The organism is Bacillus sp. FJAT-28004, assembly GCF_001280845.1.
Taxonomy (GTDB): domain Bacteria; phylum Bacillota; class Bacilli; order Paenibacillales; family Paenibacillaceae; genus Pristimantibacillus.
The window spans coordinates 604358-627592 of the sequence record NZ_LGHP01000001.1 but is presented as its reverse complement, the minus strand read 5'-3'; the positions used below and the strand labels follow the sequence as shown (position 1 = coordinate 627592).

Genomic DNA, 23235 nt, shown 5'->3' with positions numbered 1-23235 from the left:
ATCATTATACCCGAGTCCACGGATGGAATATGTCGGTTAATGGGCGCGGCTTTCTTCTAATTTGGTGGCATTTTGTCGAAAAACAAAAGGGACTGTCGCCTGAAGTAGTAATGCTACTTCAGGGACAGTCCCTTTACTCGTATATACGATTTATAAAATTAGTCTGAATTATTTGCCGCCTGCACGTGCAAGCTCTCTCTTGTTCGCTTCGAAAGCTGCAAGAAGTGCCGCTTCACCCACCAAGCCCGTATCTTCAACCTTGCGGATCTGTTCAAGCATACGTTTGTAGTCCTTAGGAATGACTTTTACAAATTTCGAAAGCGATGCCTCCCAATCGTTCAATAGACGGGTACCGATTGCGCTCTCTGTATACGTAACATGTGATTCAATCAAACCACGCAGTTCAGAAATATCTACAGAGTCTTCTAGGCGCTCAAGCAATACCATCTCCAAGTTGCAATGGTTGTAGAAATCGCCTTTCTCGTCATAGATGTAAGCGACGCCGCCAGACATACCTGCTGCAAAGTTACGACCGGTGCTGCCAAGTATAACGACGCGACCGCCTGTCATATATTCACAACCATGATCGCCTACGCCTTCAACAACAACATTGGCTCCACTATTCCGAACAGCGAAGCGTTCGCCTGCTGTACCGCGGATATAGGCCTGACCGCTAGTAGCGCCATACAATGCAGTGTTACCGATAATTACATTATCCTCAGCTGCAAAAGTTGCCTTCGGTGACGGAGCTACAATGATTTTACCGCCAGAGAGACCTTTTCCAAAGTAGTCATTGGAGTCGCCTTCGATCGATAACGTAATTCCTTTCGGCACGAATGCACCAAAGCTTTGTCCAGCCGTTCCGACAAAATGGAATGAAATCGTATCTTCCGGCAAACCAGCTGCACCGTATTTACGCGTAACTTCGCTACCAAGAATCGTTCCGACAACACGGTTTGTATTCAAAATAGGGAATGTACCGCGCACCCGCTCACCATTCTCAATCGCTGCTTTTGCAAGTGGAACTAGCTGCTGCATATCAAGCGACAATTCAAGACCATGGTTTTGTTCTTGAACATTGTAGCGTATTGCATCCTGCGGAAGATCAGCTTCGTATAGCAAGCCAGAAAGATCAATACCTTTTGCTTTGTAATGCTCAAGCAGCTGCTTCGTTTCCAAAATATCGACGCGTCCAACCATTTCTTGAATGGTACGGAAGCCAAGCTCAGCCATAATCTCACGCAGCTCTTCAGCAATGAAGCGCAGGTAGTTAACGACATGGCTAGGATCGCCCATAAATTTCTTGCGAAGCTCAGGATTTTGTGTCGCAACGCCTACTGGACATGTATCCAATTGGCATACACGCATCATGATACAGCCAAGTACGATAAGTGGAGCAGTCGAGAAGCCATATTCTTCAGCTCCTAGCAGCACAGCAATCGCAACGTCACGGCCATTCATCATTTTTCCATCGGTCTCAAGGACAACACGATCACGCAATTTGTTAAGCATTAGCGTTTGATGTGTTTCTGCAAGACCAAGCTCCCACGGCAAACCTGCGTGACGGATCGAGCCCATTGGAGAAGCACCTGTACCGCCATCATAACCGCTGACCATAATAACATCCGCGCGGCCTTTCGCTACGCCAGTCGCAATCGTACCAACGCCAACACCGGATACTAGCTTTACATTGATTCTTGCGCGTGGATTTGCATTTTTCAAGTCATGAACAAGCTCTGCCAAATCCTCAATGGAGTAAATATCATGATGCGGCGGAGGAGAGATCAGTCCTACACCCGGCGTCGAACCACGAACCTCTGCTACCCAAGGATATACTTTAAGGCCAGGCAATTGACCGCCTTCACCAGGCTTAGCGCCTTGAGCCATTTTGATTTGAATCTCATCCGCATTAACCAAGTAGTTGCTCGTTACGCCAAAACGTCCCGATGCTACTTGTTTAATTGCGCTGCGTCTTGAGTCACCGTTCGCATCTGGAATGAAGCGTGCTGGATCCTCTCCACCTTCGCCTGTATTCGATTTGCCGCCTAAACGGTTCATCGCAATTGCCAGACTTTCATGAGCTTCTTTGCTGATCGAACCAAATGACATCGCACCTGTTTTGAATCGTTTCACGATGGATTCAAGCGACTCAACTTCCTCAAGCGGAACGGCTTGACGTCCTTCCTTAAACCTCAGCAAAGAACGAAGCGTCAGATATTTCTTGTCCTCACCCTGTACTAGCGCAGAGAACTTTTTGTAAAGCTTGTAATCATTTGTACGGGAAGCCATTTGCAGCGTATGAATCGTCTGCGGTGTGAACAAATGGTCTTCTCCATCTTTACGCCACTGGTAATCGCCGCCGGAGTCAAGCTCCTTCTCTCCGCCTTCTTGCTCAGCGAAAGCGCGGTTGTGATGCTTCAACGTCTCTTCAGCGATAACATCAAGACCGATGCCGCCAATACGGGACGGTGTCCATGTGAAGTATTCGTTGATAACATCTTCTTTCAAGCCGAGCGCTTCGAAAATTTGAGCGCCGCGGTAAGATTGAATCGTCGAAATACCCATTTTGGACAATATTTTTACAACGCCTTTAGTAGCGGCTTTAATATAGTTTTTCACTGCTTTGTCATGCGAAATACCGCGAAGCAGACCTTGATTAATCATGTCGTCAAGTGTTTCAAATGCAAGATACGGGTTAACAGCATTTACGCCGTAACCAAGCAGCAAAGCATAGTGATGCACTTCACGCGGTTCGCCAGACTCTAATAAAATAGAAACCTTCGTACGTGTACCTTGACGAATGAGATGATGATGCAAAGCCGCTACTGCCAGCAGTGCTGGAATTGCAGCATTTTCCTTATCTACGCCGCGATCGGACAAAATAAGTAAATTATGCCCTTTAGCGATAACACGATCTGCCGCTTCACACATTTGTGTAAGCGCAGCACGCAAGCCCGTCTCCCCTTCACTTGCTGGGAAGAAGATCGGAAGTGTAATGGATCGGAAGCCAGGACGGCGCACATGGCGCAGCTTAGCAAATTGCTCGTTAGACAAAATCGGCGTATCCAATTTGATGTGACGGCAGCTCTCTGGCTCAGGATTAAGCAGATTGCGCTCTGGACCAATCGTTGTACCTGTCGCAGTAATAATCTCCTCGCGAATCGCATCGATAGGTGGATTCGTAACTTGCGCAAACAACTGCTTGAAGTAGTTGTACAAACGCTGCGGACGCTCTGACAATACAGCAAGCGGTGCATCATAACCCATCGAAGCGATAGGCTCCATGCCGCTGCCAGCCATCGGCTCAAGCACTTTGCGAATATCCTCAAATGTGTAACCGAATGCTTGCTGTCTCATTTGAACAGTCTCATGGTTCGGTTCTGGCAGTTCAGGAGCTTCAGGCAGATCTTCCAAATCAACGAGATGCTCGTTTAGCCATTCGCGATAAGGATGCTCTGTTTCGATTTCCGCTTTCACTTCCTCATCGGAAATAATACGGCCTTGCTCTGTATCCACAAGCAGCATGCGTCCTGGACGCAAGCGGTCTTTGTACAAAATATCCTCCGGCGGAATTTCAACCGTTCCAGCCTCAGAACCAAGAATGATATGATCGTCCTTCGTTACGTAATAACGAGCTGGACGAAGACCATTACGGTCGAGAACTGCTCCAATTTTCACACCGTCAGTAAAACCAAGCGCAGCTGGGCCATCCCATGGCTCCATCAATGTGCTGTGGTATTCATAAAACGCTTTACGTTCGTCACTCATACTCTCATGGTTGGACCAAGGCTCTGGTACCATCATCATTGCAGCATGAGCCATAGAACGACCAGACAAGAATAGGAACTCCAGCGTGTTATCAAACATTGCTGTATCCGAGCCGTCTGGGTTAATAACAGGCTTGATTTTTTCGATATCATCACCGAACAATTCAGAGGCAAATAATGTTTGGCGGGCATGCATCCAGTTCACATTACCGCGAAGTGTATTGATTTCTCCGTTATGAATCATATAGTGGAAGGGATGAGCGCGTTCCCAGCTTGGGAATGTATTCGTACTGAAACGGGAATGTACGAGAGCCATCGCCGATACAACCGACTCATCGTTAAGCTCCGTATAGAACGAACGCACCTGCTCTGTCGTAAGCATTCCTTTATATACGATTTTTCTGGAGGATAAGCTCGAGAAGTAAAACATATTGCCGCCTTCTTTGCCGGCATAACGAATCGCAAGCTCAGCGCGCTTACGAATCACGTATAATTTGCGTTCAAATGCCATATTGTCCTTCAGGCTATCGTTCATGCCGATAAACAGCTGACGAACAAAAGGCTTAACAGCTAATGCGGATTCACCTAGCTTCTTATCATCCGTTGGAACCGTGCGCCAACCGATAACCGATTGGTTCTCCTCTTGAACGATCGTTTCCACTTCACGCTCAATTGCGTTGCGAGCTTCTTCATCCTGCGGCATAAAAATCATACCTACGGCATAGTGTCCTTCGGCGGGAAGTTCAATTTCTTGCTTCTTTAATTCTGCCGCAAAAAATGTATGCGGAATTTGAAGCAAAATACCTGCTCCATCACCCGTGTTCGGTTCGCTGCCTTGACCACCGCGATGCTCCATATTCTCGAGCAGCATCAGCGCTTGGCGTATGACCTTGTGTGATTTAATTCCCTTGATGTTGGCCACAAAGCCCATGCCGCATGCATCTTTCTCAAACTGCGGATCATAGAGCCCCTGCTTCGGCGGCAATCCCAAAATATGTTCTTTCATTGTGCGCAACCTTTCTATGAGAAGATTTTTGGGTAAGCGTGAACGTGTTGAAATTAAGCATTGATGAATACGCATTACGCTTCATTTTTGGCTTGTTTTATCATAGAATGGTAGTCAGCGAGGCACACCGGCCTGCTCCTTGACATTCCTAAGCTAAACGGCAACGTCTTTTAAGAGCGTTAACGTTTAATTGACCACACCCGGCCTTTACCGCGTCATAGCGATTATCTTGTTATTTTATCATTAGGGCAAAGCGGAATCAATTTAATATTTTCATAATAGTTTGCACTATTTTACAACAAATTCGATTATCGAAAACCGTTTAGGAAGGCGCGAGCTTCGATTCTCTGCGGAGTATCATCATAGCATAGCTTGCAGCTTTTATTTCCTTTTATTTTAACAGAGGAGAGTGTAAATATTGTATAGCAAGTTTAGGAAAGCGGCATTTCGTGCAGTATCGTCAGTTATGCTCACCTTACTGCTGATCACCGCCTTTTTCTCTCCTCTTTGCGTAAATTCACTCGTTAATAACACTTCTATCACCTATGCTGCCTCGGAACTGGACAAAAAGGTGGAGGATCATACTTACCGAATCGTCGCGGTTGGCGATTCCTTAACTGCCGGCTACGAGTATGGCTTTACCGAGCAATCGATTCCTTATGGCTTCGTAGAACATGTGTACGAACAAGCTCTTTTCCATGGACTTCGTGCGGAGTATACAAATTACGGGGTGCTAGGGCTTCGAACGACAGGGTTAAAAAAATGGGTTGAGGCTATCGTTAATGGTGTCAGCGTGAAGAGTGCGGATATCCAGAGCGGCCTTCCCGATCCGCGAGCAGAACGTATTTTTGCTGAGACCGTGCAGCTCCGCTCTGCATTAAGTGAAGCCGATTTAATCGTAATGACAATAGGCGGCAACGACATGTATGCCGTACTCGACAAGCTGAATGCTAAGGCGGATCATGCCGAAACGACAACTGTGCTGGATAAGGCCTTAGACACTTACGAGTCGGAGCTTGAGCCTGCTCTAAGATTGCTGCTTACACTGCAGCCAAATGCCCAAATCGTTATCGCAGATCAGTATCTGCCTATACCTCCCCCATTAAAGGTTGGAGCGTTCATCTTCCCCCTTTACCCCGAGGCTGACCGATTGTTTCTGCAGGATAGCATCAAACAGCTGCGGGAACGCTTAAATCAGGTAATCGAACGAGTTACGAAAGATGGCTACCATGTGAAAGTTGCAAATGTCGCATCTTCTTTTATTGATAACGAGCTAAGCTATACCTCGATTGCACAAGGGGATATACATCCTAGTAGGGCAGGTTATGCTGCAATGGGGAAATCCTTTACGAAAGCCATATGGGGAGATTATCGTGTCGTGAAGCCAAAAGAAAACGGAGCTGCTCTTGCAATTGTCGTCAGTGGAAAAGAAATGATCAGCGCAATTAAACCAATTATTGTTCAAAATCGTACTTTCGTTCCGCTGCGAAGCATTGCCGGCGCACTAGGCGCTACCACCAAGTGGAACGCCGCAGCACAGACAGCAACTATAAAAGTTGCCGATCGATCGGTAGATATAACGGTAGGAGCAGCCTCTATCCGCGATAACGGAGTATCTAAGACACTAAATACACCGCCTGCCTTCATTCATACCGTTGGCAAAGTAAGCACATTATATGTCCCGCTGGCCGCTTTATCTGAGGGATTGCAATTTCAAGTTATTTATCGCGATACTTTAAAAACCGTCTTCATTAATAAATAACATAAAACTACTTATATTCCTTCAAGAGCTGCTGCATTTGCTCCAGTCCCTTTGCAGCCCAGCGCTGCAGTCGATCCAGTGAGGCGATTTCCGCTTCTGCGGCAGCTCTTAAAGAGTCGTTATAATCAGGAATGATGCCTGTATGCCGCTTCACATCACGCAGCAAAACATTCGTTTTTTCTGTATAGCTCAGCGCACGCCGTTCGTGAAACATAGGTACATCGGGATTATAAGGATTATGGAGATCTCCTTGCTCCGGATGCTTTAATACAGCTAATACCTTTACGAGGACGCGGGGTCCGTTAATTTCAATAAGCTCACCTAGATAATGTCCAGAGCGGATCTCAACCCTAACGTTATCCCCTATTTTCAAACTATCGTCAATCTGGTTATTTCGTTCCATTTCGAATCATCCTCACTTTATTATTTATTTACTTGTAAAATATATGTAAATATAGTTGACTCCTTGGCTACATATAATAATAATGTGTACATCTTCATTCTAGGATAATTTATCCACCACATTATTCGCAACCCTAGCGGATAAAACTTGTGTTAGTCGCACTTGCATCGTAATATGGAATTAGAAAAGTAGGTGGAATGAATGCGTAAGAAAAGAGTGCTTCTGCTCTCTGAAGGCTTTGGCTCAGGTCACACCCAAGCTGCCTATGCGCTCGCTGTCGGACTTAAGCAATTAAGTCCGGGGATTCAGACCCGCGTCATCGAGTTAGGAAATTTCCTTAATCCGGTGCTTGGTCCGTGGATTATATCTGCATATCGCAAAACGGTAAGCAAACAACCAAAGATGGTCGGTCTTATGTACCGCAGCAACTATAAGAAGTCGCTTAACCGCTTTACACAGCTTGCGCTTCATCGTGTGTTTTATACTCAAACGTCACAGGTCATATCCCAGTTGAAGCCTGAACTAATCGTATGCACCCATCCTGTACCGAATGCTGTCGTTGCTCGGCTCAAACGTTTAGGACTAGACATGAGGTTATATACGCTTATTACAGACTATGATGCACATGGGTCATGGGTAAACCAGGAAGTCAATAAATACCTCGTTTCCAGCGAGCTTGTGAAAGAGCGGCTCATGGAAAAAGGAGTTACAACAGACCGAATTGAAGTAACTGGGATCCCTGTTCACCCCAACTTCTGGCATACATACGATAAAGAAGAGATTAGAGAGCAGTTTGAGTTAAAAAACATGCCGACTGTACTCATTATGGGCGGCGGTTGGGGAATTTTATACGAGGACAATGCCCTTGAATATATGACCAAATGGCGGGAAAGTACACAGCTCATTTATTGCGTCGGTTCAAATGAGAAGATGAAGGAAAAAATGCTTGCCGATCCTCTTTTCCAGCATCCGAACATTCGTATACTAGGCTTCACTCGTGAGGTTAACAAGCTAATGGACGTATCAGATCTTCTGATTACGAAACCAGGCGGTATGACCTGCACAGAAGGAATGAGTAAAGGTATTCCGATGCTGTTTTATGAGCCAATTCCAGGACAAGAAGAAGAGAACTGCGAATACTTCATCAACAACGGCTTTGGAGAAATGCTCGACTCGAACGATACCGTCGATCGGTGGTTCTCCCTCATTCATGAGCCTTACGCTTCAGGCCAGTTTAGAGACAGTCTGCTTACCAAGCGCAATCAACAATACGACCCCACGAGTTGTCCGAACGCCGTCCTGCGACTGATGCAGTGACGGTTTTCTTTTTAAATAAGAATGAAGCATAAATTGTATGCCCTTATCCAAATAGTATAACTGATGAAGGGAGCTGTTTATAATGAGTTCAAAGATGACAGACGGAAAAACGATTATTTTGAGGTTGGAAATTGATACGAATCTTGCGCAATTTGGCCGAGCAGCTACAGCAATCGAACAAGCCAAAGGTGATATTATCGCCATAGACGTCATACATACAGACAAAAACAAAAGCTTGCGCGACTTAACTGTGAAAATATCGGAGCATGGTGCAGCAGAACGACTTACGACAGCGCTGAAATCCTTAGAAGGCATTCGGTTAGTTCATATATCCGACCGCACCTTCCTGCTTCATCTTGGAGGAAAAATTTCAATTCAGCCGAAAACGCCGATCCAAAACCGCGATGACTTGTCCCGTGTCTATACGCCGGATGTTGCCAGGGTATGCCAAGCTATATCTGAAGAACCGTCCAAAGCTTATACGCTTACCGTAAAAAGAAATATGGTTGCCGTCGTTTCCGACGGTAGTGCGGTGCTCGGTCTCGGCAATATCGGTCCGTATGCAGCTATGCCAGTCATGGAAGGAAAAGCGATGCTTTTCAAGCAATTTGCCGACGTCGATGCGTTTCCTATTTGCCTCGACACCCAGGATACAGAAGCCATTATTGCAACGATCAAAAACATTGCTCCAGCTTTTGGCGGTATTAATCTAGAGGATATATCCTCTCCTCGCTGTTTTGAAATTGAACAAAGGTTGAAACAGGAGCTTGATATCCCTGTCTTTCATGATGATCAGCATGGTACGGCCGTCGTATTGTACGCAGGATTGCTAAATGCGCTTAAGCTTACAAATCGGAGCTTGCAAGAGGCTCGAATCGTTATTTGCGGTATCGGGGCAGCAGGAACTGCTTGTACGAAAATGCTGATCGCAGGCGGAGCAAAACATATTATCGGTGTAGATCGGGATGGGATATTGACAGCAGACCAGGTTTACGACAATCCTATATGGCAGTGGTATGCAAATCATACGAATGAAAAGCGCACCTCAGGCGGCTTGGCTGAAGCTCTAAGTGGTGCTGATGTATTTATAGGCGTCTCCGCCGGCGGCATTTTAACACGTGAGCATATTGCGACCATGGCACAACATCCTATCGTTTTTGCAATGGCAAATCCTGAGCCTGAAATAAGACCCGAGCTGGCAGAGGATATCGTCGCTGTCTTCGCCACAGGGAGATCCGACTACCCTAATCAGATAAACAATGTACTATGTTTCCCAGGCATCTTCCGTGGAGCTCTCGACAGCCGCGCTGCAACAATTAATGAAGAGATGAAACTCGCGGCTGCGGAGGCTATTGCCTCCGTTATCAGTGATGAAGAGCTGAGCCCCATGTACATTGTACCAAGCGTCTTCAACACCAGAGTGGTTGAGGAAGTACGCCGCCGCGTCATACAGGCTGCTCAACAAAGCGGTGTCTCTCGTCGTAAAATTCGGGAGTAGCTATTACAAATCCATCTGTTATACAACATCCTCCGCTTGTTTACGGCCCCCGTGAACGAGCGGTTTTTTTTATTGATGAACAACGATAAATTCATCTCAAGAAATCAATAATCATAAGATTTGATGAGCTCCAAAAAATGATGTCAAAAAGGGTTGAAACCTCTGAGCAGGTATTCACGTATTCGTTCTTATGCCCTCGGTCCTAATAAACAAGAACATAGGTATATTAAACACATGACAAGTATCATCTTCTTAAGCGAAATAATTATGCTATAATTAAAATATCAAGCGCTAAAGCGCTTTTTCAACAAGCTGCAGCATATGTTAGCATATAGTGGAATTTACACACGGTATATTTCGTAAAAGCAGGCTTTATGTGCAGGTTAGTTGATGGAAAGGGAGCCTGGTAATGTTTCAAGCCGTAGTCGATTTTTTAAAGGAATTCGGACCACTTGGACTGTTTATTCATTCGTTTCTAGACGCAGTTATATTTCCCATTCCTGCTTTCTTTCTTCAAGTTTCATTAAGCATAGTCAATCCATCTACAGCATTATGGCTGGCCACTGTGGGCTATATCGCCTGTCTCCTAGGTACACCTGTCGGGTATTATTTGGGGAAGGTAATGGGCAAATCAGTACTATATAAATTTCTAAAAAAAGAATGGATTGACGCCGCTACTGATAAATTTCAGAAAAATGGCGAAGCAGCCATTCTTATTGGCTCCTTCACACCGATTCCATTCAAAGTATTTACAATATTGTCTGGCTGCTTAAACTTCCCATTATGGAGACTAATCGGTTATGCAGCAATTGGACGGGGCTTAAAGTTTTATATAGTTGGTTCATTATTTTACTTCTATGGCCGTGCTGCTGAAAGCATGGTAAAGGATGTTTCCTTGTATATTTTTTTAGGAGCCGTGCCTATTCTCATTGTTTATCTTTTGCTTCGCAGAAAACGTAATAAGAAGAAAGCCCTTGAGAACAAGCAAGCTGAAGCAGACCAGCATGAACAATTGAAACATAATGATAATGCAAAAATTCAAATAGATTCTTAATCAAATGATTACAGAATAAAAAAAGACCAGATAGGAATTTTCCTATCTGGTCTTTTTTCGAGCTATAGTGCGCTTCCGCCGAACAGAAAGCGATACTCCCAATGTGTTCCTTTTATGCTGCTGATCGTTACGCCCCCACCTTCATTCGAATAGGTGTGCAATACTTTTCCATCGCCCAAATAAATGCCGTCATGAGTAATCGCTGCTTTTGACTTATCGATCCCATTATAAGCAGATGGCTTTGACCCTTTATAAGACATGAAGAATACGAGATCACCGCGTTTAAGATTAGCTAGGTTTGTGGTTTCAGAGCTCTTATTTTTCACATATTGACCTTGCTGACGTGAGTCAGCTGGCAGTCGAAGTGAAACGCCGTCTAGAAAAGCTTGTCTTACGAAATCAGAGCAATCAAAGGTCGTTGTTGTGTTACGGTCAGAGCCATATTCATATGGGGTACCTAAATACTTCATCCCTGCTGCTATTATTTTCTCTATTTGCTTATCCTTAGCTTCACCTGGATTAGTTACAGTATCACCTGTATTTCCGCCAGTGTTTCCTGTGCTCCCGCCAGGTATCGTGCCCGTAACATTAAGATATGAAGCTTGAGTGCTTACAAAACCGCGTACACCCTTGCTATCTTTCACTTCATACCAATAGCTGTTTGTCTTTGCAAGAATAGTCACCTGCTCACCTTTCTTCAAATATCGAATACGTTCACCCGATGTTGAGGGCGACTTTCGGAAAGAAACCGATGTTTGAACGGTAGCATTGCCATCTTGTGCCGGAACTGAGGTTTGAAGCTCAATATATTTGGATGAGGTAGATATGTAACCTTTTTTACCCGTAGTATCCTCTACTTTATACCAATATGAATTAACCTTCTCAATAACCGTTATTTGTTCGCCTTTCTTTAGACTGCGAACAATAGATGCGGATGTGGAAGGTGCTGTTCGCATATTTACACTGGATTGTACCTCGGCTGCTTGTGTTGCTTGCGCCGCCAGTGCTGCTGGAACTGAAATCGAACTAAACAATAATGCTGCCGTTAACGCTGCTGTTGCCATCCTTTGTTTCATGGTGTATTGCAATCATTACGCCTCCTTGGTGTGTAAACAGTTTAAGTTTCACGGTTCTGCTTCATTGTAAATTCGATTAGATTAGACAAGTATCGACCATTCTGCCTAATTACCGATTCATTCAACTGGGTTATAAGCACCACAAAATCGTTGTAAGCACACAAAAAAAAGACATCCGCATGTAACAGATGCCTTAATACCTATTTTTTCTTGCAATATCCCCCAACAACGTAACTAATAGATATGATTTTAATGTGAAGTTTAGGTCTTTTGGCGTTTAAGATCTGACATGCCATTAGAACTATAATTTTATATTTTTGATTAGTTTGGAAACAATTACCGATTTTTTATAGCTTTTCAGAACTATTTATCTCTGCATTCTCCATTAACACATGGGGCTCAACGTGAACATGAATGCTCATGATGTTGTGCTTCCTACTCATACGATGCTCGATTTCGTCACTTATTCGGTGACTCTCGATCAATGTAAGCTCAGGATCAACCTGAACAATTACATCGACAAGTACATGACTGCCGTGAACTCTAGCCTTAATATCCTTAATCGATTTAACGCCCTTCGTTTTTGCTATGGTTGTACGTAGGGAGGACAACTCATTCTCGTCAAAGCCGTCTGTAAGCGCGTGTGTAGAGCTATAAAAAATTTCCCATGCTGTTTTACAAATAATAATACCTACGGCTATTGCCGCTACCGGATCAAGCCACGGCAAGCCAAACTGTGCTCCTATAATACCAATTGCTGCCCCAATGCTCACAAGCGCATCCGATAAATTATCCTTGGCTGCTGCCATTAAAGCCTGATTTTTTATTCGAAGGGCCAGCCTTCGATTATAAAGATAGACGCCGCCCATACATACAGCTGCAAACAATGCAATCCATGCCGAAATTAGATTCGGAACATGATGATCAGCAGCAAATAATGACTTTACGGCACTAATTAACACTTGCAGGCCCACTGTCGCCATAATGAACGAAGCAATAAGCGCAGCTATCGTCTCAGCCCGAAAATGGCCATATGGATGATCCTTGTCTGGCGGCTTCTGTGAGATTCGTAATCCAACCAATACCGCTACTGATGCAACAATATCTGTTAGATTGTTATAACCGTCTGCAACGAGAGCACCTGATACGAACCAGTAGCCTGCAACGAGTTTAATCGCAGATAGCGCCAAGTAGGCACAGATGCTGACCCAAGCACCCTTCTCGCCCTGTTTAATTTCATCATACTGATTCAGCTTCAATACCCTCCCAAGCAAAACACGTATGTATTTTTAAATTTTCAAAATAACCTATCGGTATCATAACGGAACGCACCCGTGTGGGTCTAGAGAAACAGTGTTTACCAGGTACGCACATTTATGCACCGATGCAACAATTCGTTGTTTCGATTAGAGAGTTCATGTTCTAATTAAGTTACCCGTTATTTTAAGAAAAACACAGTTTTACAAAAATAGGTTCGTGATAAAGAAAAAACAGCCGGTAAAAGAACCGACTGCTTTAATAAGCGATTATTTAGTTGATTTCATAAATCTTATAAATCTCATCAAGCATTAGATTAGCTGCAATTACGCCGCCTGCTGTATTCCAGATCGCATCGCTCACTCTAATCGCTTTATTATTTTTTACTACGTTAAGGCTTTGCCACAACGGGTCTTTCAACATTTCTTCTTCCATCTGAGTTCCCTTGCCGTCACCCGTATCATAAGTGAAGTAGAACAACATGTCTGCATCTACCTCAGGAAGGCGTTCTTTCGTAATTTCCTCAACGAATGTATCTTTATATTTTTGACTATCTGGACGTGTAATGCCAAGCTTCGAGAATGCAATGCCTGTAAAAGTATCCTCTAAGTAAATGCGAGTTTTGCCTGCCATAAACCGAACGACAGACACCTTCTGGTTAAGCTTGTCGCCAGCTTTCCCTTTAAAGTCTGCTGCGCGGCTATCATAGTCGGCAATGACTTTTTCACCATCAGCCTTCTTACCGATCGCGTCAGCATATAGCATAAAATTAGACTGCCAAGCACCACGAAGTGTTTCGGAAAACACAGTAGGTGCAATTGCCTTAAGCTGATCATAAACTTTCTCTTGGCGTAATTTATTACCGATAATAAGATCAGGTTTTAGACTTGCAATCAGCTCGATGTTAGGCTGACTCTCTTCGCCTACAACTGTAACACCATCCATGTCCGCTTTTATGTGGTCGTACCATGGATCGCCTGTCCAAGATTTTACTGCGCCTACCGGTTTAACCCCAAGTGCAAGCAACGCTTCTGTTCCTTCGTTAGTTAGTACGACGATACGAGTAGGATTACCTTCGATTTTGGTGTCGCCCATTGCATGCGTAATCACTCTTGCGTCTTCTGTCTTCGACGTATTCGTTCCTTCTGAAGCTGACGAATTGCCATTGTTATTTTTCGAACCTGATTGGCCGCATCCCGAAACAATTACGGCTAGTGCTAGCAACAGCGCGGATGCTGTCCAAGTTAATTTCCTTTTTAGTACATAAGACATTTGTTTTTCTCCCCTTCATGCTGAAAATCATTCTCAATAATATCTCAAACGAAACTATAACAGCCGCATAAAACAAAGTCAACAACTTCTGATAATGATTTTCAACCTCATTGACACGATCAACGTGATCCCCTAAAATGTCTTAGTAGTCATAAATCATTACTGCCGTTCATTATTGACATCGAGGAAAGAGGAAATTATGGATACATTATTACATACGCGAACTCAAAAAGCAGCAGGCCTGATCGTTGGTTTGCTCCTCTTTGCTGTGGGTCTCATTTGCAGCATCGCTTTTGGAGTAACGAATATCAGCTGGCGTACGATATTAGATTCTTATACCGCATTCGATGGCTCTCAAGAACATCTTATTATTCAAACGGCTAGAATGCCGCGTGCATTCATTGCTGCCGCAGTCGGAGCAAGTCTTGCCGTTGCCGGCTCACTCATGCAAGGGATTACCCGCAACCAGCTCGCTTCCCCGAGCATATTCGGCGTTAATTCTGGAGCCGCTTTCTTTATCGTCATTGGCTCAGCCTTCTTCGGCGCTAGCGGCATGTCGACTTTTGCAACTCTCGCCTTCATAGGGGCTGCCTTCACAGTAACCCTTGTGTATACGCTCGGCTCAATTGGCAATGACGGATTGACGCCGCTCAAGATTACGCTAGCCGGCGCTGCTATGACTGCTTTTTTCTCTTCGTTATCACTAGGCGTCCTGCTGACAAGCGGCCAAACGTTCGATCAAGTTCTTTATTGGTTTGTAGGCTCCGTCTCAGGACGCGATATGAACATATTTACAGCTGCCGCTCCATACATGGGAATTGCCTTGATCGCAGCATTCGTGCTTGCTAGACATATGAACGCGCTTGCGCTCGGAGATGACGTAGCTGTAGGGCTCGGCCAAAAAACAGTCTATATCAAATTAGCAGCAGGAATCATTGTCGTTCTGCTCGCAGGAGGCTCGGTCTCTATGGCGGGTCCTATCGCTTTTGTTGGCATTATCATTCCTCATCTAATGAGATATTTAGTTGGCATTGACTATCGATGGGTTATTCCATACTGTGCAGTGTTTGGCGGCATATTGCTACTCGCTGCTGACATCGGCTCAAGATATATTTCATTTCCGAAGGAAGTTCCCGTTGGCATTATGACCGCTATTATTGGTGTTCCTTTCTTCGTGTTTATCGCTAGAAGAGGAGGCCAATCCTAATATGAATATATGGTTCACACTCAGAGGCCGCAAATATTCCTTTCAACTAAACCGCCGAACTTTAATGGTGATCATGTTATTACTGCTTGCCAATGTAGCAGCTGTCATCATTTGCGTTGGTCTTGGCAGCAAGACAATTAATCCTATCGATGTCGTACGTACTTTTTTGGGAATCGGTGACTCGTCAGATGCGATGATTATTTTTTCACTTCGATTGCCGCGCGTGTTAATTGCAGTGATGGTAGGATCTGCCCTTGCAGTTTCAGGCGCGTTGTTGCAAGGTATTGTACGCAATCCCTTGACGTCTCCCGACATTATCGGTATCACCGGCGGAGCATCTCTTGGCACCGTTATATTCATTTTGTATTTCTCGCATATTAGCATCCGCTTCATGCCACTTAGTGCTGTTATAGGAGCTTTTGCTGCTGCTTTCCTTATTTACTTATTCGCGTACCGGAAAGGGATCACGCCGCTTAGACTCGTCTTAATCGGCATTGGAATGGCTACTGCCCTAACTGCTGTTACGTACATGCTTATTCTCACGTCATCCTTCACGCCTACTGCCGTAGCCGTTAAAGCCTTCACATTTATGACAGGCAGCATCTACGGCGTCTCATGGGAGAGAGACTTTTGGACACTGCTTCCTTGGCTCGTCGTGTTGTTTCCAATAGCGCTTATCTACGCTCGGCATCTTAATGTCCAGGAGCTTGGGGATGAGGTTGCTACAAGTGTAGGCAGTTCTGTCCAAATAAAAAGAACGATTCTACTCCTCATCAGTGTTGCGCTTGCAGGCGCAGCGGTTGCTATAGGAGGTGCTATAAATTTCATCGGACTCATGGCACCTCATATTGCCCGAAAGCTAGTAGGCCCGTCCTATGGAGGTGTAATACCTGTTTCCGCTTTAATCGGGTCACTTGTATTACTGCTCTCAGACCTTATTGCAAGAACTGCGTTCCTCCCGCTCGATATTCCTGCTGGTGTCTTTACCGCAGCGATTGGCGCGCCGTTTTTCATCTATTTATTGTATCGCCACCGCAACCGATCATAACTCGCTTTTTAGCGTTTACTCTTAAACCATAATAAGTAAAGGGGAGAGGTTATCGTGTCCTCCATTCAAGCGAAAAATCTTACGTTATCTTATGGACAAAAAGCGATTTTCAATAATCTTGATTTGCAGATCCCTGCCGGCAAGATCACGGTTTTCATCGGCAGCAACGGCTGCGGCAAGTCGACGCTGCTCCGTTCCCTTGCCCGCCTATTAAAGCCGCAAGAAGGGTCGATCCTTATTGATGGCAATGAGATTGCCAAACTCTCCAGCAAGGAAATCGCAAGGCGTCTAGCCATCTTGCCGCAAGGTCCTATCGCACCGGAAGGCTTGACCGTCCATCAGCTCGTGAAACAAGGACGTTATCCTTATCAAAGCTGGCTGCAGCAATGGTCGCATGAGGATGAGAAGATGGTCAAAAAAGCGCTTGAAGTGACACATATGGACGAGCTATCCTCTCGTTCCTTAGACTCGCTATCCGGCGGCCAACGTCAACGTGCTTGGATTGCAATGACTCTGGCTCAGAACACACCGACTATTTTACTTGATGAGCCGACAACCTATTTGGATATGGCCCATCAGATTGAAATTCTCGATTTGCTCTTTGACTTGAACGAGCAGGAGAATCGTACGATCGTGATGGTTTTACATGACATTAACCTTGCTTGCCGATATGCTGATCATATCGTAGCTGTAAAAGACGGAAAAATACATGCGCAAGGCAAACCGGAAGCTATCATGAACGAGCAGTTCATACGAACCGTATTTGATATGGAATGCCAAATTACAGCAGACCCCATATTCGGAACTCCCCTTTGCATCCCTTACGGAAAAGGCCGCAAGCTGCCATTATTACAAGCAAGCGTACGTTAACTCACATAATAAAAAAATGGTGGAGCAGGGTTTATTCTGCTCCACCATTTTTTCGTTTGCATAAATCTACTCTATTTTTCGTAATAGTGTGCCTTCAAGCTAGGAGATTACCTCATATATTCGCGCCTCAAATGGCCTCAGCTCGATGCTGCGTCCCTCGTCATTCCAAGTGCTTAATGTATTCTCATACGTACCAAGAACCAGCTTCAGCTTCAAAGATTCACTACCGAACAACGAATCTGAGAACGTAAAAGTATGCGCGTCATCATCATGATTCAACAGCACGATCCATTCGGTTCCCTCCAGCTCTCGCACATAAACGTATAAATTCGGATCAACTTCACTTATATCAGTAAAGTCACCATAAACCATTACGGGATTGCTTTTTCTAAGTGCAATGAGCTCCCGATAAAATGCTAATACTGAATTCGGATTGCCTTCCGATTGTTCAACATTAATTTCTTCATAATTGGGATTGACCTTTATCCATGGTTCTGCGCTGCCAAAACCTGCATGGGGGCTCGTATTCCATTGCATTGGTGTTCTGGAGTTGTCTCGGCTAAGCGGCTGCAAAGAACGAAATACCGCCGCAGGGTCCTTGCCCTTTCCGATCTCCTCTACATATTTATTGATCATTGCGATGTCCTTGTAATCGCCAATCGTTTCGTACCTCACACCCGTCATGCCGATCTCTTCACCTTGATAAATATAGGGAATGCCTGGGAGCGTATGAATCATCGTAGCAAGCAGCTTAGCTGATTCCACCCGGTACTCCCTATCATTTCCATAACGGGATACCTGCCTAGTATGATCGTGGTTATTAAGAAACTGCGAGCCAAAACCTCGTCCTGCCAATGCCTCCGCCCACTGCCTCTGAATACGTTTGAAGCGAACCATATCCCATTCCGGCATTTCATCTGCCACCTCGAAATGGAACAGCGTGTTCAGCTCCATACGATCCTCTTCAACAAACAAAGGACCTGTCTCCGGTGTTGCGAACGCAATTTCACCAACAGTCATCATATCATAATGCCGGAAAACCTCACGGTTCATTTCCTGTAAATAATCATGAAGCCCCGGATTATGAGTCAAATAGCGAATATCATGAGGATTCTCCACATCTGTAAAGCTGCTCGGCTTAGCGAGCAATGCCAGAGCATCGAGCCGAAGGCCGTCCACACCTTTATCCAGCCAGAAGCGCAGCATTTTGTAGATTTCCATCCGCATTTCTGTATTCGCCCAATTTAAATCCGGCTGCTCGATCGCGAAGGAGTGCATATAATATTGGTTTGTCGTCTCATCTAACTCCCAGCTTGAAGGATTAAAATAGGAACGCCAATTGGTAGGAGGCTCCCCGCCCATTCCATCCTGCCAAATGTACCAATCTCGCTTCGGGCTGCTGATTGAAGAGCGCGATTCGATAAACCAAGGATGATGATCCGATGTATGGTTGACGACAACGTCCATCATCAGCTTCATGCCTCTCGCATGCGTCTCGGCAACCAATCGATCAAAGTCCGCCATCGTGCCTGCCTTCTTCATGACCGTATAATAATCGGACACGTCATAACCATTGTCCTTGTCTGGAGATTCATTAAAAGGATTAATCCATACCATTGTCACGCCTAACGATTGAATGTAATCCAGCTTTTCAATAACACCACGAAGATCACCGATCCCATCCCCGTTTGTATCTTTGAAGCTGCGCCAATAAACTTGATAAACAACCGATTCCTTCCACCAATCCGGCTTTACCTGCATCTGAGTCTCTCCTTCTCTCTAAACATTCAAATGGCGCGCGAGGGGACACCGTGTCCAGACGCTGCGCCATTTATTTGCTTCCCATTTATCTGTTTGTTTAACCTTTGATCGATCCGCCAAGCATCCCGCGAACGAAATATTTTTGCAGGGCAAAAAATACGGTCAGCGGCATGAGCATCGAGACAAATGCTGCTGCTGTAAGCAAATGCCAGTCATTTCCTCTAGAGCCAACCATGTTGGCAATATTCATTGACAATACTTGCACTTCAGGCTGGCTTCCGAGAAATATAAGGGATATCAAATAATCATTCCATACCCATAAAAACTGGAATATGCTAATCGAAGCAAGTGCTGGGACAGATAACGGCAGGATGAGCCTGCTGAAAATCGTAAAATTCGTTGCACCGTCCATAAATGCTGATTCGAACAAATCCTTGGGCAGCTGACTAATTGATGTGTACATAAAATAAGTGATCAAGGGCAATCCAAACGCCGTATGCGCAAGCCAAATTCCAAAGTAAGTGCCATTCAGTCCAAGCGACGTATAATCGCGCAAAATCGGAATGAGCGCTACCTGCAAAGGTACGACAAGCAAGGCGATGACGACGACAAACAAGGTCTTCCTCCCTGGGAACTTAAGCCAAGCAAAAGCATAAGCTGCAAAGGAAGCAATAAAAATTGGAATTACGGTAGCTGGTACTGTAACCGCAATCGTATTCCAGAAGGATCGCGACATACCGCTGCCCTTTTCCGTTTTGGTCGTACCATCTGGCATCGTAATGGAGTAGGTTTTTCCACCTAGCACGGTCTCATAGTTCTGAGTCGTAAAGTTAGAAATGATCGTCCACTGTTTATCTTGAACGTTCAGCAGTCTAGCCCGGCGGTTTTCCCATATGATTCGTTCGCCGTTAAGCTCAACACCTGAACGCAGCTGATCATCCGTATAGGTTGTTCCGTTCACCTTGATTGGCTCACGAAGATCGGTATCCTTGGGCAGCTGAATCTGCTCTGTTGTGTTCCAATCACGATGCGGAAGTATATTCCACCAGCCGGTTGATAATATATCAGCTGCGGGCCTGAAAGAGGATACGAGCAGACCGAGCGTCGGGATTGTCCAAATGAGACATATGACGGCTAGTACTGTATTCACGAGCCACTTGGACTTACGAGATTTTATGTTCCTGCTCATATTAGAACCCCCCCTCTCTACGGAACTGCCGCAGATTAATTATGATGACTGGAATGACAGCAATGAGAAGCACAATCGCTAAGGTTGAACCATATCCTGCATTTTGGTACATAAACAGCTGACGATAGAACTGTGTTGCCACTACGTCCGTTTCATATTGTCCGCCTGTCATGATCATAACAACGTCGAAGATTTTGAGTGTAAACACAATAATCGTTGTTGTAACGGATAACAAAGTTCCCGCAATGTATGGAATCATAATTTTGAAGAAAATGCGAACCTCACCTGCACCATCCATACGAGCGGCCTCCAGCATATCTTCTGGGATACTCTTAATCGCAGCTGAGAATATAACCATCGCAAAACCTGTTTGCATCCAAATGAGAATAACGATAAGGAACAAGTTATTCCACGGCTGAATCATACTGAGCCATGCCTGTGGTTCCCCGCCGAATTTCACGACGATCGCATTGAGCAGCCCAATTTGCTCCTCGCCTGGCTGATAGTAATAAATAAATTTCCAAATAACGCCTGCCGCCACGAACGAGATCGCCATAGGCATAAATATGAGTCCCTTAGCCAGCTTCTCAAAGCTGCTTCGATCAGCAAGAATCGCAATTAAAAGACCTAAGCCAACACAAGCCAGTGTGCCAAAAAACACCCAAAGCAAGTTGTTTCGCAGCGCCATAACGAGAAGCCGGTCCGAAAATACAGCTACATAGTTGGCGAAGCCGACAAAATTGACCGAGCTGGCATCAAAAAAGCTTAAATAAAGAGTCCGAAGTGTCGGAAAGACAAGCAGCCAACCAAGCAGCAGCACCGCCGGGCCAACAAATACAAAAGGCAATATTCTCCGCTTCCATTGATCCGGATATTTCTCAACTACCCAGTTAAACGAATAGTAAATGGAATAAATGCCAAGTGCTCCCCAGAGGACTGCCAAAACCGCATTGACGATTGGCGGAAGGTTGGAGTCACGAAAAAATATAAATATGCACCAGTGAATGGCAATATTCAGAACTGGCACGAGCACGGATAACAACAGTAGCCGCAGAACATTGCCTTTCCTAGCCTGTAATTCCATATGAATCCTCCTCAAAGGTTTGCGAAGCAAACCTATCTTCGTAAGCATGTGCTTAGGTTTGCGAAGCAAACCTATCTTCGTAAGCGTGTGCTTAGGTTTGCGAAGCAAACCTATCTTCACAATCTATAATTCACTGATGAGATTATGGAGGGGCTTTCGCCTTTCGACGAGAAGCCCCGAATCCATCAAACAATCATTTATTTTTTCCAGCCTGCTTGAATTTCTTTTAGTGCTGTATCCAAATCTACTGTTCCGCTTACCCAGTCCGTCATACCTTTCCAGAATGTACCTGCGCCAACCGCGCCTGGCATCAGGTCAGAACCGTCAAAGCGAATTGTTTCTGCCGTTTTTACGAATTCAGCCATTCTGCGTTCTTGTTCATTCGGGTACCAAGATGGATCTGCATCGTTCATAGGAGCCGTTACGCCACCCGTTTGAATCCATGCTTTGAGCGACTCGCCTGTTGTGAAAAACTCCATTACAGCACGAACCTCTGGACGATCATTAAACATGGCATAAATATCGCCCGAGATAAGAGCTGGTTGACCATATTGCTCATCAATAGCAGGGAGTGGGAACCAATCGTAATCATCAGCTGTCAAGCCCTCTGGGAAGAAGCTTGTAATAAAGCCAGCTTGACGGTGAAGCCATGCTTTTGGAGGATTGTCGAACAATGGCTTAACTGCATCTCCAAACGATGTCGTAGCGATCGATTTTTTCCCACCGTATACATAATCCTCGTTGAACCAAATCTCAGCCATTTTTTCCGCAGCATTTTTGACAACTGGATCTGTGAATGGAAGTTCGCCAGATACCCATTTATCGTAATTTTCTGGCGTAGTCGTGCGGAGCATAATATCCTCCATCCAGTCTGTAGCCGGCCAACCAGTTGCTGTGCCGCTCTCGATGCCAATGCTCCAAGCTGGATCGCCGTCCTTCGCGATCTGATCAGTAAGCGCCATTAGCTCGGTCCATGTTTTTGGAACAGTATAACCTGCTTCTGCAAACGCCTTTTTGTTGTACCATACTAAGCTTTTTACGCTGCTGCGCGCCCAAATTCCTGACATTACACCTCCGCTTGTACCCTTCATTGTTGCCATGTCGAGCCAGCTTTGGTTGTATTGCTTCTTCAAATATTCATCGCTAAGAAACGATTTCACATCAATAACCTTGCCAGAGTTCACAAACCCCTTCAGCAAACCAGGCTGCGGGAAATCCGCAATATCAGGAGCGTTTCCACCATTCACACGTACAGAGATTGTAGCCTCAAACTCCTTGGAGCCTTCATAAGCGATATCGATTCCGGATTTCTCCTCGAACGCTTTAATACTTTCGTTAAACTTCACTTCATCCGCATCCGTGAACGGACCGAACATCGTAACTTTTTTACCTTTAAAATCGCCGTTTAATGCTTTTGCCAGTGCGCTATCGCCTGTGCTTGTTCCACCCTCAGCTGTATCGCTTGGCTTCTCTGTCGGCTGGTTAGTCGTATTATTATTTTTTCCTCCGCAAGCCGTAATCGTCATCGCAAGCACAATCGTTAGAATAAAGACAGTCAATGCGTTCTTTGTTTTTCTCGTGTACATAGACCTCATCCTTTCATGTTTAAGTAATCAGTATTTAAATTACACTTACATAGCCCTTTTGAAAATTTAAGTTAACGT

The 23235-nt window shown here is 45.0% G+C and carries 16 protein-coding genes; 7 read left to right on the top strand and 9 right to left on the bottom strand.

What is annotated here, in order from left to right; translation table 11 throughout:
* Positions 1 to 168: 168 nt before the first annotated feature.
* Complete coding sequence (gene gltB / locus AC787_RS02530; protein WP_054023359.1) at positions 169 to 4773, bottom strand: glutamate synthase large subunit; 4605 nt, start codon at positions 4771 to 4773, stop codon at positions 169 to 171.
* Positions 4774 to 5191: 418 nt separating this feature from the next.
* Between gltB and AC787_RS02525 the strand changes: the two genes are divergently transcribed.
* The gene (locus AC787_RS02525) at positions 5192 to 6535 is read left to right on the top strand and encodes a stalk domain-containing protein (RefSeq protein WP_054023358.1); all 1344 of its coding nucleotides are present in this window, start codon (positions 5192 to 5194) and stop codon (positions 6533 to 6535) included.
* Between the two features lie 7 nt (positions 6536 to 6542).
* Here AC787_RS02525 and kapB read toward each other — a convergent pair whose 3' ends face one another.
* A complete protein-coding gene (gene kapB, locus AC787_RS02520) occupies positions 6543 to 6938 on the bottom strand; it encodes a sporulation phosphorelay system protein KapB (RefSeq protein ID WP_054023357.1) in 396 nt (131 codons plus the stop codon).
* Positions 6939 to 7139: 201 nt separating this feature from the next.
* Here kapB and AC787_RS02515 point away from each other — a divergent pair, with 201 nt between their 5' ends.
* The 3 genes from AC787_RS02515 (at position 7140) to AC787_RS02505 (ending at position 10807) form a co-directional block, all read left to right on the top strand.
* Positions 7140 to 8255, top strand: a complete 1116-nt coding sequence (locus AC787_RS02515; protein ID WP_054023356.1) for an MGDG synthase family glycosyltransferase — start codon at positions 7140 to 7142, stop codon at positions 8253 to 8255.
* An 82-nt stretch (positions 8256 to 8337) separates the two neighbouring features.
* Positions 8338 to 9753, top strand: a complete 1416-nt coding sequence (locus tag AC787_RS02510; protein ID WP_054023355.1) for an NAD-dependent malic enzyme — start codon at positions 8338 to 8340, stop codon at positions 9751 to 9753.
* A 409-nt stretch (positions 9754 to 10162) separates the two neighbouring features.
* Positions 10163 to 10807 carry a YqaA family protein gene (locus AC787_RS02505; protein WP_054023354.1) on the top strand — a complete coding sequence of 215 codons (645 nt, stop codon included), beginning with the start codon at positions 10163 to 10165 and terminating at the stop codon, positions 10805 to 10807.
* A gap of 62 nt (positions 10808 to 10869) precedes the next feature.
* Here AC787_RS02505 and AC787_RS02500 read toward each other — a convergent pair whose 3' ends face one another.
* The 3 genes from AC787_RS02500 to AC787_RS02490 form a co-directional block, all read right to left on the bottom strand.
* A complete protein-coding gene (locus tag AC787_RS02500; RefSeq protein ID WP_235560884.1) occupies positions 10870 to 11895 on the bottom strand; it encodes an SH3 domain-containing C40 family peptidase in 1026 nt (341 codons plus the stop codon).
* A gap of 335 nt (positions 11896 to 12230) precedes the next feature.
* On the bottom strand, positions 12231 to 13136 hold the full coding sequence (locus AC787_RS02495) for a cation diffusion facilitator family transporter (RefSeq protein ID WP_054026852.1): 906 nt from the start codon (positions 13134 to 13136) through the stop codon (positions 12231 to 12233).
* A 277-nt stretch (positions 13137 to 13413) separates the two neighbouring features.
* Positions 13414 to 14412, bottom strand: a complete 999-nt coding sequence (locus AC787_RS02490; RefSeq protein ID WP_054023353.1) for an ABC transporter substrate-binding protein — start codon at positions 14410 to 14412, stop codon at positions 13414 to 13416.
* Positions 14413 to 14611: 199 nt separating this feature from the next.
* On the opposite strand from AC787_RS02490, the gene AC787_RS02485 reads away from it, so the two are divergent.
* Genes AC787_RS02485 through AC787_RS02475 form a run of 3 tightly spaced genes read left to right on the top strand, consistent with a single transcriptional unit; the run spans position 14612 to position 17537 of the window.
* The gene (locus AC787_RS02485; RefSeq protein WP_054023352.1) at positions 14612 to 15619 is read left to right on the top strand and encodes a FecCD family ABC transporter permease; all 1008 of its coding nucleotides are present in this window, start codon (positions 14612 to 14614) and stop codon (positions 15617 to 15619) included.
* A gap of 1 nt (position 15620) precedes the next feature.
* Positions 15621 to 16667 (top strand): FecCD family ABC transporter permease, encoded by a 1047-nt coding sequence (locus AC787_RS02480; protein WP_054023351.1) that lies wholly within the window; start codon positions 15621 to 15623, stop codon positions 16665 to 16667.
* Positions 16668 to 16721: 54 nt separating this feature from the next.
* Positions 16722 to 17537, top strand: coding sequence for an ABC transporter ATP-binding protein (locus AC787_RS02475; protein WP_054023350.1), 816 nt, complete (start codon positions 16722 to 16724; stop codon positions 17535 to 17537).
* Between the two features lie 99 nt (positions 17538 to 17636).
* On the opposite strand, the gene AC787_RS02470 is transcribed toward AC787_RS02475, so the two are convergent.
* The 4 genes from AC787_RS02470 to AC787_RS02455 all read right to left on the bottom strand — a co-directional run bounded on the left by AC787_RS02470 (position 17637) and on the right by AC787_RS02455 (position 23157).
* Positions 17637 to 19298, bottom strand: coding sequence for a glycoside hydrolase family 13 protein (locus AC787_RS02470; protein ID WP_054023349.1), 1662 nt, complete (start codon positions 19296 to 19298; stop codon positions 17637 to 17639).
* Between the two features lie 97 nt (positions 19299 to 19395).
* The gene (locus AC787_RS02465) at positions 19396 to 20487 is read right to left on the bottom strand and encodes a carbohydrate ABC transporter permease (RefSeq protein WP_054023348.1); all 1092 of its coding nucleotides are present in this window, start codon (positions 20485 to 20487) and stop codon (positions 19396 to 19398) included.
* Between the two features lies 1 nt (position 20488).
* Positions 20489 to 21571 (bottom strand): carbohydrate ABC transporter permease, encoded by a 1083-nt coding sequence (locus tag AC787_RS02460; RefSeq protein WP_054023347.1) that lies wholly within the window; start codon positions 21569 to 21571, stop codon positions 20489 to 20491.
* A gap of 197 nt (positions 21572 to 21768) precedes the next feature.
* On the bottom strand, positions 21769 to 23157 hold the full coding sequence (locus AC787_RS02455) for an ABC transporter substrate-binding protein (RefSeq protein ID WP_200930692.1): 1389 nt from the start codon (positions 23155 to 23157) through the stop codon (positions 21769 to 21771).
* Between the last annotated feature and the right edge of the window lie 78 nt (positions 23158 to 23235).